This window comes from Vibrio pomeroyi (genome assembly GCA_041879425.1).
Classification (GTDB): Bacteria; Pseudomonadota; Gammaproteobacteria; order Enterobacterales; family Vibrionaceae; genus Vibrio; species Vibrio pomeroyi_A.
The window spans coordinates 65,561-77,760 of the sequence record CP090854.1; the positions used below are offsets into that span (position 1 = coordinate 65,561).

Genomic DNA, 12,200 nt, shown 5'->3' on the forward strand with positions numbered 1-12,200 from the left:
GTTTGCTCCGTTAATATGTATTGTTGAGGCAATCAGGTAAACTGGTTGCCTCTTTTGTTTTGAATACTACTGTCTGTTGGAGACGACCTTGCAACTACAACTGATTTGCGAAGATGCTACCCAAATCGATCATTTAAATGACTTAGCGACCCGTTGGAGTTTATCTCATGATGAAAACAGCGAATTTGCCTTGGTGCTGACTGACGAGCGACTTGAGTTACGCAAAGTGGACGAACCAAAACTTGGCGCTATCTTTGTTGATTTAGTTGGCGGCGCGGTTGGTCACAGACGTAAGTTTGGTGGTGGCAAAGGTCAGGCGATCGCCAAGGCGGCAGGTTTAAATAAAGGGGCTACGCCAACCATTCTTGATGGCACGGCTGGTTTAGGTCGCGATGCGTTTGTATTGGCCTCTCTCGGTTGTAAGGTACAAATGGTAGAGCGTCACCCAGTAGTGGCAGCTTTGCTGGATGATGGCTTACAACGGGCACAGCAAGACCCAGACATCGGCGGTTGGGTAAGCGAACGTATGAAGTTGATTCACGCTTCAAGTCATGATGCGCTAGATAAGCTCAGCAATGATCCTAACTTTGAGCAGCCAGATGTGGTGTACCTTGATCCAATGTACCCGCACCCTGAGAACAAAAAGAAATCGGCTCTGGTTAAAAAAGAGATGCGCGTATTCCAATCTTTGGTCGGTGCAGATTTAGATGCTGATGGTTTGTTGGAGCCTGCAATGAAACTGGCATCAAAGCGAGTTGTGGTGAAAAGACCCGATTACGCAGCTTGGTTAGATGAGCAAAAACCGAGTATGGCGATCGAAACCAAAAAGAACCGTTTTGACGTCTATGTGAAAGCATCAATGACTTAAGTAAAGCATCAATAACTTAGCAACACGCTAAGAAAATTTCCCGTCATAAATACGATAAATCACCATTTAACACTTGCGATAGTCGCGTTACGGATGTATATCTAACTAAGAATCATTATTATTCTTAGCTGGAGTTGTAGCATGGCTAAACGCTTTTGTAAGTTAAACCGTCGAGATATTACTGAACACCTAGGCGAGATCCACAGCTTGGTTACCCAGCCAAAGTTTGTGTGTCGTTCTTGTGCGCGTTCATCGGTGGACGAAGCGAACCTATGCAAACCAACCGCAATTCCACCGATTGGCTGTCAAAACAAACCTGCCGAAGAGAAAGCGGCATGTGGTCTGTTGGCTGAAACGCTGCCTAAGCCTGAAATAACACTGGTTGAGGTTGTGGATACGCCTGATTCTGCTGTTCAAATGTTCGATCCTAGCGTTGCAAGTATTGCTAAGAAACCATCATTGAAAAAAGCCAAGCTAAAAAAACTCATGGCGAACAGTGGTGAGAAAAAAGAGCTTAAGCGAGCGAAGAAAGCTGCGAAGAAGCAAGAGAAGTACAATAAGAAACTGGCGAAGATGATTAAGAAGCAGCAGAAGCTGTTTAAGAAAAGTCAGAAGATGGAAAGCAAATTGGAACGCATCAACCTACAACTTGATGACGTTGTTTTCACAGAAAGCCCATCGATGGTCGCGAACCATATCCACTGATTGAAATGATATCACCCAATTAAAAAGAGCGACCTTAGGTCGCTCTTTTGCTTTCTGGGGTAACTCAAAATCGATTCAATCAAGCCGATTAAGCGTTGCTAGCGGATCTTGCGACACGCTTCTTCACCCAAGTTTCATTGACCCACAATGAAAGCAAGATAACTCCGCCACCAATCGACAGTCGAACCAAGTCGACATCTCTATTCCAGATCAGGATGTTCACCACTAGGCCAGCAGGTACTAGGATGTTGTTCATTACTGCAAGTGCACCCGCATTCACCATGCATGCGCCTTTGTTCCACATAAAGTAACCCAAACCTGAAGCGATTAAACCCAGGTAGATGAGAATTCCCCACTGAAGTGTGGTGGTTGGCAGTTTTTCAGGGTTGCCCAAAAGCATGAAAGCAACTGAAGCCACACATAAAGCACCTAAGTAGAAATAGCCGAATACCGTGTGTTGAGGCAGCTCAGTGGGTTCATTCTCCATCACCACCTTGTAGCCAACCTGACCGATAGCAAAACATAGGTTCGCACCTTGCACGACAAGGAAGCCGACTAAAAAGTTGTCGTTGATGCCTGCGAACTTGATGAATACCGCGCCCAATACCGCAATTGCAGCCGTGACTAAGTACCAAGGTGAGAATTGTCCCTTAAGAAAGTCATAAATCAGGGTGACGTAGATTGGAGTAAAGACAGTAAACAGAAGGACTTCGGGTACAGATAGTAGCAAGAAGGATTGATAGTAGAAGCAGTACATCAGGCCAAGCTGGATACCGCCAATCGCCATTAACTTTCCGATCAGTTTGCGTGACACACCACGGAATTTAAGGAAAGGGAGGAACACGATACCCGCAAGGGCAACGCGCATTAGTACTGAAAACCAAGAATCAACCTGACCCGCAAGGTAGACGCCGATCAGGCTAAAAGAGAAGGCCCATAGGAGGGTAACACCAGCTAAATAGCTCATAGTAAAACTTCGTTAATAAGATATGAGCTGTATGTTACCTAACCTTAAATCATTAGTCTTCTGAATCTCTTAGAGGCACGACCAGCATATCAACCGGTGAAGCGTTGATCAGTTGGCGTGTTGAAGAGAGCAGCTTGCTCCAGAAATCTTGATGGTGTCCGCAAACTACTAGATCCACATTGAACTCGTTGATGGTGTCACACAGCTCGTGGCTCAGGTCACCACTGCCCACTAAAGTGTGGGTGATTGGGTATTGAGCGTGTTCTGCAAAGTTTTGCAGCTGAATGCGAGAGGCTTCCATCGCGTTGTGTTGGGTTTCGGCCATATTGATATCAATCAGTCCGGTATAGAGCTCTGCGTAGTTAATGTCGATATGGATAAAAGAGACTTTGGCTTCCAATGGCTTTGCCAATGCTACCGCTTTATCCACAATTAATTTGCTGTCATCTGATAAATCGACTGCGACCAAAATATGTTTGTAACTCATATCGCTACCTCCTTTATTCATTGTCTGATTAAAGATTAGCACTATGCGATGGCTTTTTTTGCTGAAGTGATCTCATATCCACTGTCTTGCGTAATGATGATTCAAAATTGGTTAACTAATGCTCTGCGAGATATTAATAAAATAGTGATATAGTAGAGAAAATTGAGGATGTAATTAGGAGTCTTAAATGCTGTCAAAAACTATGGTTGAGCAACTGAATGATCAAATTAACCTAGAATTTTTCTCATCCAATCTATACTTACAAATGAGTGCTTGGTGTGAAGACAAAGGATTTGAAGGTGCAGCCGAGTTTCTGCGTGTTCATGCAGTAGAAGAAATGGAGCATATGCAGCGTCTTTTCACTTACGTAAGTGAAACAGGTGCAATGCCGATTCTAGGTGCAATTGAAGCGCCAAAACACGAATTCGAAAGCCTTGGTGCAGTGTTCCGTGAAACTTATGAACATGAGCAGATGATTACTGAAAAGATCAACAAACTGGCTCACGTTGCTTTCAGCACACAAGACTACTCAACCTTTAACTTCCTGCAATGGTACGTTGCAGAGCAACACGAAGAAGAGAAGTTGTTTAAAGGTGTATTGGATAAGCTAGAACTTGTTGGTGAAGACGGTAAAGCACTGTTCTTTATTGATAAAGACCTAGCGCAATTGGCAAAAGATGGTTCATCTTCAATTATGGAAGCTCCTGCCGTTTAGGTAGTACGAGAAAGACACTGATTATCTTTTTCTTTTGAGTTTTCTTATGAAGATGTAGGGAGGAAAGGATGATCAGCGGCGACACTATTCTATTTGCACTAATGGTTGTGACTTGTGTGAACTGGGCGCGTTATTTTACTGCGCTAAGAACACTTATTTATATTATGCGAGAAGCACATCCTCTACTTTATCAACAAGTAGACGGAGGTGGGTTCTTCACAACTCATGGCAATATGACCAAACAAGTCCGCTTGTTTAGTTACATCAAAAGTAAAGAGTATCACCATCACCATGACGAAGTGTTCACTTCCAAGTGTGATCGTGTAAGACAGTTATTCATACTCTCTTCTGCTCTGCTTGGTGTGACGTTATTGTCGTCGTTCATCGTCTAGATGATCCAGTACGTGTGATATAGAGCGCCGGTTGTTCGTTCGTTAAGCTCAGTTGCCTAATCGCAGCTGTCTGCGATTTGTACAATTGAACATCAATTGCAAAGTTGAAAATTGCCGTTAAAATAGCGAGCAATTAGTAAGGATGTGCTGTTTATGCACATCCTTTTTTATTGATGGCATTTCGAGAACAGGGCGTACTCGTGATGCAAAAGTGAAGAAAGCAGAACCACAATGAGTGAAAAATTTGATGTAATCGTGATTGGTGCGGGCGCCGCAGGCTTAATGTGTGCTGCGGAAGCTGGTAAACGCGGCCGACGAGTGCTGGTGGTTGATCATGCGAAAAAGCCAGGCAGAAAAATTTTAATCTCAGGTGGTGGTCGTTGTAACTTCACTAACTATGACGTGTCAGCGAACAACTTCCTTTGTAACAACCCTCACTTCGTAAAATCTGCTTTATCTCAATACACCAACTGGGATTTTATCTCGATGGTGAGCAAGTACGGCATTGAGTTCGAAGAGCGCGATCACGGCCAATTGTTCTGTGTGAATGACCACACCGCAAAAGACATCGTGAGCATGCTGCTTGAAGAGTGCAAACAAGCGAAAGTAGAACAACGCTACCGTTGTGATGTTCACTCAATTGAAAAGACTGATTCTGGCTTCAAGATGCACCTTAATACCGACGAAGTTGAGTGTGACTCGCTAGTTGTCGCGACAGGTGGTTTGTCGATGCCTAAGCTAGGCGCAACGCCATTTGGTTACAAGATTGCAGAGCAGTTTGGTTTATCAGTCATGCCGACCACAGCGGGTTTAGTGCCGTTCACGCTGCATAAAGAAGATAAAGAAGACTTCGCTGAGCTTTCTGGTATCGCGATTCCTGCCGAGATCACGGCGCAAGACGGTACCTTATTCAAAGAAGCACTGCTGTTTACGCACCGCGGCCTATCAGGCCCTTCTGTGCTGCAAATCTCTTCGTTCTGGAAAGCGGGTCAGTCGGTTTCAATCAACCTACTACCAGAGGTTGATGTGGCTGAGTTGTTGGCGAATTCTCGCGAGAAACATCCAAACCAGAGCTTGAAGAACACTTTGGCAAAAGCACTACCAAAGCGCTTTGTAGAGGTATTGATTGATCGTAAAGAGCTAGAAGACAAACCACTTAAGCAGTTTAACGAAAAGCAGTTGAATGACATTGTCGAGCATCTAGAGAACTGGAAAATCGCACCAAACGGCACAGAAGGCTACCGAACGGCCGAAGTCACTTTAGGCGGCGTCGATACTAACCACCTATCTTCGAAAACCATGGAGTGTAAGAGCGTTTCTGGCCTTTACTTCATCGGCGAAGTGATGGACGTGACTGGCTGGTTGGGTGGTTACAACTTCCAATGGTGTTGGAGTTCTGGCTTTGCAGCAGGTCAGTGGGTGTAAGCGTTTCGCTTACCTATTAGTCCAGATTACATAAAAATGGCGAGTCATATGACTCGCCATTTTTGCATCTAGTTCAGAGTTAAAATTAACTAAGTTGGTGGTTTTCGCGATCAATCGACGCTTTTAGTTCTCATTAGCAACAGTCTTGTTTTTTGAAAACTTGATCTGTTGAATCACCAAGCCTGCAATGATCAGTACCAAACCAAACAGTGTCGCCGGGTGGATCTCTTCGCCAATAATCGTGGAAAGTAGCATCAACGAGATAAATGGTGATGCGAAAATCAGGTTGCTGATGCGTGCTGTGTTGTTGGTTAACTTCAATGCCGATAGCCACAATACAAAGGTAATCCCCATCTCAAATAGGCCAACGTAAGTCACCGCCATCCAACCTTTTGCTGTGATTTGGCTAAAGCTTTCGCCCTCGTAAATGGTTAAACCAATCGCGAATGGCAACGCCACTAAGAACCCAAGCAGTACGCCAACAACTGGGTCAGCCTTGTTTTTGGTGTTGAGAATCCAGTAGCCAGCCCAAAGTAGAGTTGAAAGCAGAGCTAATGCCACACCGAGTGGGCTATCGAACTGCATGCCTAACACGTCACCTTTGGTGGCTATAACCACGACACCAGCGTAGCTGAAGGTACACGCAATCCAATCTTGCTTGCGAATTTTTTGTCCCAGAAAAACCGCTGCCATTAAAGTTAGCGTGATCGCCCAGCTGTAGTTAATCGCTTGAGCTTGAGAAGCGGGCAGCAGGTCGTATGCTTTGAAGAGAATCAGGTAGTAAGCCAGCGGGTTAACCAAACCGAGCAGTAGGTAGTACCAAGGGTTTGAAAGAAACGTAGTGCTCAGCTGAGAAAGCTTACCTTGAAAGGCGCAAACGGCGATCAGCGCAATCGACGACACAATACTGGCGATGGTCAGCATTTGAATCGGTGAAAATTCAGCAAGGGTCAGCTTAAAAGCAGTAGCGACCGTTGACCACAGTAGCACTGCGGAAAGACCAAAGCCCAAGGCACGACGTTCGTTCATAGCAACTCATTCTAATTTGATGGGACAGAATACGGAGCGCTTAGTCTATCTGTCGAATTTTAATACGGCAAACTGGACATTTATCCAGTATCAAAATACCATTTAATGAGTTATTTCCAATTAGGCTAAATCATTATCATGCAATGGATTATCGAACATCAGGCAACGCTTATTGCTGCAATTTCTGGCGCGCTCGTCAGTGGTGGTGTCGTGGGTTGGTGGGTTAAACAGAAGCTCTCTTTTCAGCAGCGATTGCTCGAGCAGCAGCTAGAGTCCGATCGTTTGTTGCATGAATCTCAGCAGTCTCAGCTCAAATCATCACTCGCAGAGGCGCAACAAGAGCTTGATGAGTTGGACGACGACCGAGACAAAGCCGCATTCGAACTTAAGCAAGCGCACGGCAAGGTGATGGCTGCGATGGAAAAGCTTCGCTACTTTGAAGCGGTGAAGCAAGAACGCCAGCAGTATGCCGATGAGATCAATGTGCTGAAAGATCATAAATCTGAATTGGAAGCCGAACTTCGCGAGCAAGAAGCAAGGCACGATCAGGAAAATCTCGCTAATAGCGAAAAGCTGCAGTTGTTAGAACAAGCGGAATCACGCTTGAAGCAACAGTTCGAGCATCTTGCTAATCAACTGTTTGAAACCAAAACCGCTAAGGTCGATCAACAGAACAAGCAAAGCTTAGAAGGCTTGTTGTCGCCGTTGAGAGAGCAATTAGAAGGCTTCAAGAAGCAGGTCAATGACAGCTTTAGCCAAGAAGCGAAAGAGCGCCACACCTTAGTGCATGAACTGAAAAATCTACAACGCCTCAACGAGAGCATGACGCGAGAAGCGGTAAACCTGACTCAGGCGCTTAAGGGTGATAACAAGCAGCAAGGTAACTGGGGTGAGGTGGTGCTGGCGCGTGTGCTTGCTGAATCAGGCTTGCGAGAAGGGCATGAGTACCAAACTCAAGTGAACCTACAAAACGATGCCGGCAAACGTTATCAACCTGATGTGATTGTCCATTTACCACAAGATAAGCAAGTAGTAGTGGATTCTAAAATGGCGTTGGTCGCATTTGAACGCTACTTCAATGCTGAAACCGATCAGCAGCGTGATGCGGCGCTGCGCGATCACTTGGTGTCGTTAAGAGCGCACATAAAAGGGCTGAGCCAGAAGGATTATCATCAACTTAAAGGCATCCAGAGCTTGGATTACGTGTTGATGTTTATTCCGGTCGAGCCGGCATTCCAAGTCGCAATTCAAGCTGACCCTAGTTTGGTGAAAGACGCGATGGAGCAAAACATCATCTTGGTCAGCCCAACGACCTTGCTGGTGGCACTGCGTACCATTGATAACCTGTGGCGTAATGAAAGGCAGAACCAGAACGCACAAGTCATCGCAGAGCGTGCAAGTAAGCTTTACGACAAACTCCGCTTGTTTGTCGATGACATGGAAGGCCTTGGCAGCTCGCTAGATAGAGCCAACCAAAGCTATCAAGGTGCGATGAATAAGCTAGTAACAGGCCGTGGCAACGTGATTCGTCAGGCCGAAAGCTTCAAGCAACTCGGGGTTGAGGTGAAGAAACCTATCTCGATTGGTTTGGCCGAAATGGCGCAAAATGAGGCTTTTTCAGAAAATGCCTCCTTAGTAGAAAGACAACCCGCTGAGGATAAAGTAAACTAATCGGCCGCAGCGCCTCTAAACACGGAGCGTGCTGTCGATGAGAACTTACCATGGTAGATAACAGCATTATGGACACAAGCGTGCAGACAAATTCAGCAGTAGAGTCAGAAACCACACACTTTGGTTTCGAAACAGTCGCGAAAGACGAAAAAGTCGCGAAAGTAGCAGAGGTATTTCACTCTGTAGCCGCTAAATACGACATCATGAATGACTTAATGTCGGGTGGTGTTCACCGCTTGTGGAAGCGATTCACGATTGATTGCAGTGGCGTTCGCCCTGGTCAGCGTATCCTAGATCTTGGTGGTGGTACTGGCGACCTTACTGCGAAATTCTCGCGTATCGTTGGTGAAAAAGGCCACGTGGTTCTTGCTGATATCAACAACTCAATGCTGAATGTTGGCCGCGATAAGCTGCGTGATAGCGGCATTGTTGGCAACGTACACTACGTGCAAGCGAACGCTGAAGAGTTGCCATTCCCAGATAACTACTTCGATTGCATTACGATCAGCTTCTGTCTGCGTAACGTAACCGATAAAGACCAAGCGCTGCGTTCTATGTACCGCGTACTTAAGCCAGGTGGCCGTCTGTTGGTTCTTGAGTTTTCTAAGCCAGTGCTTGAGCCACTATCAAAGGTTTACGATGCATACTCTTTCCACCTGTTGCCAAAAATGGGTGAGCTGATTGCTAACGATGCAGACAGCTACCGTTACCTTGCAGAATCTATTCGCATGCACCCAAATCAAGAGACTTTGGAAGGCATGATGCAAGAAGCGGGTTTTGAAAATACCAAATACTTCAACCTAACGGGCGGCATTGTTGCGCTGCACCGCGGTTACAAGTTCTAGTCGAGCTTGGTAGCAGGCTCGCTGAGCGTGCTAAACAATAAGAATAAAGATAGAACGGATAGGTTAAGGCTTATCCGTTTTCAAAGGTAAGGACAGTCATGCCATTTGATCCATTGGTAACCGCGGTTATTGAAACCTCTTTAAATACTTTCGTGAACGATGATCCAGCTTTGGTTCGTCGTTTGTCTCGTTTAAAGGGGCAGATCATTCAAGTCAATTTGAAAGAGTTGAATAAAACACTCACTTTCGTTTTCAGCCAACAGATTGATGTGTTGTCAGAATACGAAGGGCAGCCTGACTGCTACCTATCTTTGAACTTATCGGTGTTACCTGAACTGCGTGAGCAATCGAACATCACCAAGCTGATCAAGCAAGATAAGCTGATCTTAGAGGGTGATATTCAACTGGCTCAGAAGTTTGCTCAACTGATGACAGACTGCAAGCCTGACTTGGAAGAGTGGTTGTCTCGTGTGACGGGTGATGTGGTTGCGCATACCTTGGTGCAAGGCGTTAAGAATGTTGGCGGCCTTGTAGCTAAGCAAGCGACTAAGCATCAAAACCACCTCGCTCAGGTATTAACTGAAGAGTGGAAGATTGCTCCAGCGCCATTAGAAGTGGCACATTTTTGCGATCAGGTTGATGACGTGAAAAGCTCAGCAGCACGCCTTGAAGCTAAGTTGAACGCTCTGTTGGAGAAAGTATGACCCCAACAGAACTGAAACGTCTTTATCATATTATCAAGGTACAGTTGGAATATGGCCTTGATGAATTGATGCCAGAGCACCAATTGACCAAAGCCCCTTTATTGGCGCGAAAGTCACTGTTTTGGCTTAAGAACAAGCATCAAGATAAAGAGTTGGGTCATCGCTTACGTCTCGCGCTGCAAGAACTTGGCCCTGTGTGGATCAAGTTCGGGCAGATGATGTCGACACGTCGCGATCTGTTTCCTCCTCATATCGCAGATCAGCTGGCACTGTTGCAAGACCAAGTTGCACCATTTGATGGTGAACTGGCTAAGCAAGATATGGAAAAGGCGCTCGGTGGCAGCTTAGATAACTGGTTTACCGACTTTGATATCGAGCCTCTGGCTTCAGCTTCTATCGCTCAGGTGCATACTGCGAAACTCAAAGAGAGCGGCCGTGAGATTGTTCTCAAGGTAATTCGCCCTGATATTCGCCCGGTGATTGATGCAGATCTAAAACTGATGCACCGAATGGCGCGTATAGTCGCTAAGTCGCTTCCTGAAGCACGTCGTTTGAAACCTGTTGAAGTCGTTCACGAGTACGAGAAAACCTTACTGGATGAACTAGACCTGCGCCGAGAGGCGGCCAATGCGATTCAACTTCGACGTAATTTTGAAGGCAGTGAAGAGCTGTATGTTCCAGAGGTTATCCCTGATTTAAGCAGTGAAACCTTGATGGTGTCTGAACGAATCTATGGTATTCAGGTTTCAGATGTTGAAACGCTAAACGCCAACGGCACCAACATGAAATTGCTGGCCGAACGTGGTGTGACGGTATTCTTCACCCAAGTGTTCCGTGATAGCTTTTTCCATGCAGATATGCACCCGGGCAACGTATTCGTTAACCCAGAAAATCCAGATAACCCGCAGTGGATAGGTTTGGATTGCGGCATTGTCGGTACACTCAACAGCGAAGATAAGCGTTATTTGGCAGAGAACTTGCTGGCTTTCTTCAACCGAGATTACCGTAAAGTCGCTGAGCTGCACGTGGATTCGGGATGGGTGCCACACGACACCAACGTCAACGACTTTGAGTTCGCGATTCGCATGGTGTGTGAACCCATTTTTGCAAAACCACTTGGCGAGATCTCATTTGGCCATGTGTTGCTAAACTTATTTAATACAGCAAGACGTTTCAACATGGAGGTTCAGCCTCAGTTGGTACTGCTGCAAAAGACCTTGTTGTATGTTGAAGGGTTGGGCCGTCAGTTGTATCCGCAACTCGATTTGTGGGAAACCGCGAAGCCTTTCCTTGAAACCTGGATGATGAATCAGGTGGGGCCGCAAGCTGTGATAAACGCAGTGAAAGAGCGCGCGCCATTCTGGGCAGAAAAATTGCCAGAGCTGCCAGAATTACTTTATGACAGCTTGCGCCAAGGTAAAGCGATGAACCACAGAATGGATCAGCTTTACCAAGGCTACCGAGAGAGTAAGCGTCAGCAAGCAACTGGAAAGTTTTTGTTTGGCGTTGGAGCCACTTTAGTCGTATGCTCCGCAATATTAGTTTCAAGCCCTTATGAGCAGCTATCTATGGGCTGTGGCATCGCAGGTGTCACATTTTGGTTGCTTAGTTGGCGAGCTTACCGTCGTTAGACAGTAGACTCTCTTAATATTTTTTTATGTGTAGACAGACCCGAGGACAATGACAATGGGTGGTATCAGTATTTGGCAACTTCTAATCATTGCTGTAATTGTAATTTTGCTATTCGGAACAAAGAAACTGCGCGGCATGGGTGGTGACTTAGGTTCAGCGGTTAAAGGCTTCAAAAAAGCGATGAGCGATGAAGACAAGCCTGCAGATAAGAAAGATGCAGACTTCGAACCAAAGAATATTGAACAGCAGAAGACAGAAGCGACTGCTGAAACAAAGAAAGACAAAGAGCAGGCGTAAATCGTGTTTGATATCGGTTTTTGGGAACTGGTATTAATATCTGTCGTTGGGTTAGTGGTTCTAGGACCTGAGCGTTTGCCTGTTGCGATTCGTAGCGTATCCAAGTTTGTGGGTGCGGCGAAAAGTATGGCAAACAGTGTGAAAGATGAACTTTCTCACGAGCTTAAGGTGCAAGAGCTACAAGAAAACCTACGTAAGGCGGAACAAATGGGTATGGAAGATTTATCTCCAGACCTTAAAGCGTCAGTCGATGAACTTAAGCAGGCCGCTGCTGAGGTTCAACGTCCGTATGCTAAGCCTGAGTCTGATAAGCCAAGTGAGACTAAACCTAGTGTCACGGAAACTGCTGAGCCTGAAACGATTCAGACTAGCAGTGAAGCTTCAGCACCGTCAGATAAGAAAGCCGAATAGTCTCGCAAGGAGGAGTCGTCTGATACCTAAGTAGCTAGATACTTAAATAGAC

At 45.8% G+C, this 12,200-nt stretch carries 14 protein-coding genes; 11 read left to right on the top strand and 3 right to left on the bottom strand.

Annotated features, from left to right (window positions below):
• Window positions 1-88 precede the first annotated feature (88 nt).
• Window positions 89-868 carry a class I SAM-dependent methyltransferase gene (locus tag L0992_00280; protein ID XGB67206.1) on the top strand — a complete coding sequence of 260 codons (780 nt, stop codon included), beginning with the start codon at window positions 89-91 and terminating at the stop codon, window positions 866-868.
• Between the two features lie 141 nt (window positions 869-1,009).
• Complete coding sequence (locus L0992_00285; GenBank protein XGB67207.1) at window positions 1,010-1,573, top strand: hypothetical protein; 564 nt, start codon at window positions 1,010-1,012, stop codon at window positions 1,571-1,573.
• Between the two features lie 88 nt (window positions 1,574-1,661).
• On the opposite strand, the gene L0992_00290 is transcribed toward L0992_00285, so the two are convergent.
• A complete protein-coding gene (locus L0992_00290; GenBank protein ID XGB67208.1) occupies window positions 1,662-2,540 on the bottom strand; it encodes a carboxylate/amino acid/amine transporter in 879 nt (292 codons plus the stop codon).
• A gap of 52 nt (window positions 2,541-2,592) precedes the next feature.
• Window positions 2,593-3,027, bottom strand: a complete 435-nt coding sequence (gene uspA, locus L0992_00295; GenBank protein ID XGB67209.1) for a universal stress protein UspA — start codon at window positions 3,025-3,027, stop codon at window positions 2,593-2,595.
• Window positions 3,028-3,214: 187 nt separating this feature from the next.
• Between uspA and ftnA the strand changes: the two genes are divergently transcribed.
• The 3 genes from ftnA (at window position 3,215) to L0992_00310 (ending at window position 5,559) form a co-directional block, all read left to right on the top strand.
• Window positions 3,215-3,742, top strand: coding sequence for a non-heme ferritin (ftnA, locus tag L0992_00300; protein ID XGB67210.1), 528 nt, complete (start codon window positions 3,215-3,217; stop codon window positions 3,740-3,742).
• A gap of 68 nt (window positions 3,743-3,810) precedes the next feature.
• Complete coding sequence (gene uspB, locus L0992_00305) at window positions 3,811-4,134, top strand: universal stress protein UspB (GenBank protein ID XGB67211.1); 324 nt, start codon at window positions 3,811-3,813, stop codon at window positions 4,132-4,134.
• Window positions 4,135-4,365: 231 nt separating this feature from the next.
• On the top strand, window positions 4,366-5,559 hold the full coding sequence (locus L0992_00310; GenBank protein ID XGB67212.1) for an NAD(P)/FAD-dependent oxidoreductase: 1,194 nt from the start codon (window positions 4,366-4,368) through the stop codon (window positions 5,557-5,559).
• A gap of 123 nt (window positions 5,560-5,682) precedes the next feature.
• Here L0992_00310 and L0992_00315 read toward each other — a convergent pair whose 3' ends face one another.
• Complete coding sequence (locus L0992_00315) at window positions 5,683-6,588, bottom strand: DMT family transporter (GenBank protein ID XGB67213.1); 906 nt, start codon at window positions 6,586-6,588, stop codon at window positions 5,683-5,685.
• A 138-nt stretch (window positions 6,589-6,726) separates the two neighbouring features.
• On the opposite strand from L0992_00315, the gene rmuC reads away from it, so the two are divergent.
• The 6 genes from rmuC to tatB all read left to right on the top strand — a co-directional run bounded on the left by rmuC (window position 6,727) and on the right by tatB (window position 12,148).
• Window positions 6,727-8,259, top strand: a complete 1,533-nt coding sequence (rmuC, locus tag L0992_00320; GenBank protein ID XGB67214.1) for a DNA recombination protein RmuC — start codon at window positions 6,727-6,729, stop codon at window positions 8,257-8,259.
• Window positions 8,260-8,324: 65 nt separating this feature from the next.
• Window positions 8,325-9,104: a bifunctional demethylmenaquinone methyltransferase/2-methoxy-6-polyprenyl-1,4-benzoquinol methylase UbiE gene (gene ubiE / locus L0992_00325; GenBank protein XGB68656.1), complete on the top strand. Its 780-nt coding sequence runs from the start codon at window positions 8,325-8,327 to the stop codon at window positions 9,102-9,104.
• A 98-nt stretch (window positions 9,105-9,202) separates the two neighbouring features.
• Window positions 9,203-9,808, top strand: a complete 606-nt coding sequence (locus tag L0992_00330) for an SCP2 domain-containing protein (protein ID XGB67215.1) — start codon at window positions 9,203-9,205, stop codon at window positions 9,806-9,808.
• Window positions 9,805-11,439: a ubiquinone biosynthesis regulatory protein kinase UbiB gene (gene ubiB / locus L0992_00335; protein ID XGB67216.1), complete on the top strand. Its 1,635-nt coding sequence runs from the start codon at window positions 9,805-9,807 to the stop codon at window positions 11,437-11,439. The genes L0992_00330 and ubiB overlap by 4 nt, the downstream gene beginning before the upstream one ends.
• 55 nt (window positions 11,440-11,494) lie before the next feature.
• The gene (gene tatA, locus L0992_00340) at window positions 11,495-11,737 is read left to right on the top strand and encodes a Sec-independent protein translocase subunit TatA (protein ID XGB67217.1); all 243 of its coding nucleotides are present in this window, start codon (window positions 11,495-11,497) and stop codon (window positions 11,735-11,737) included.
• Between the two features lie 3 nt (window positions 11,738-11,740).
• The gene (tatB, locus tag L0992_00345) at window positions 11,741-12,148 is read left to right on the top strand and encodes a Sec-independent protein translocase protein TatB (protein ID XGB67218.1); all 408 of its coding nucleotides are present in this window, start codon (window positions 11,741-11,743) and stop codon (window positions 12,146-12,148) included.
• The last annotated feature ends 52 nt before the right edge of the window (window positions 12,149-12,200 follow it).

Bases quoted from the DNA above. Each gene is read 5' to 3' on its own strand.
- uspB (XGB67211.1), top strand. From the start codon at position 3,811: ATGATCAGCGGCGACACTATTCTATTTGCACTAATGGTTGTGACTTGT.
- uspA (XGB67209.1), bottom strand. From the start codon at position 3,027: ATGAGTTACAAACATATTTTGGTCGCAGTCGATTTATCAGATGACAGC.
- L0992_00290 (XGB67208.1), bottom strand. From the start codon at position 2,540: ATGAGCTATTTAGCTGGTGTTACCCTCCTATGGGCCTTCTCTTTTAGC.
- L0992_00315 (XGB67213.1), bottom strand. From the start codon at position 6,588: ATGAACGAACGTCGTGCCTTGGGCTTTGGTCTTTCCGCAGTGCTACTG.
- L0992_00310 (XGB67212.1), top strand. From the start codon at position 4,366: ATGAGTGAAAAATTTGATGTAATCGTGATTGGTGCGGGCGCCGCAGGC.
- L0992_00330 (XGB67215.1), top strand. From the start codon at position 9,203: ATGCCATTTGATCCATTGGTAACCGCGGTTATTGAAACCTCTTTAAAT.
- rmuC (XGB67214.1), top strand. From the start codon at position 6,727: ATGCAATGGATTATCGAACATCAGGCAACGCTTATTGCTGCAATTTCT.
- ftnA (XGB67210.1), top strand. From the start codon at position 3,215: ATGCTGTCAAAAACTATGGTTGAGCAACTGAATGATCAAATTAACCTA.
- L0992_00285 (XGB67207.1), top strand. From the start codon at position 1,010: ATGGCTAAACGCTTTTGTAAGTTAAACCGTCGAGATATTACTGAACAC.
- tatA (XGB67217.1), top strand. From the start codon at position 11,495: ATGGGTGGTATCAGTATTTGGCAACTTCTAATCATTGCTGTAATTGTA.
- ubiB (XGB67216.1), top strand. From the start codon at position 9,805: ATGACCCCAACAGAACTGAAACGTCTTTATCATATTATCAAGGTACAG.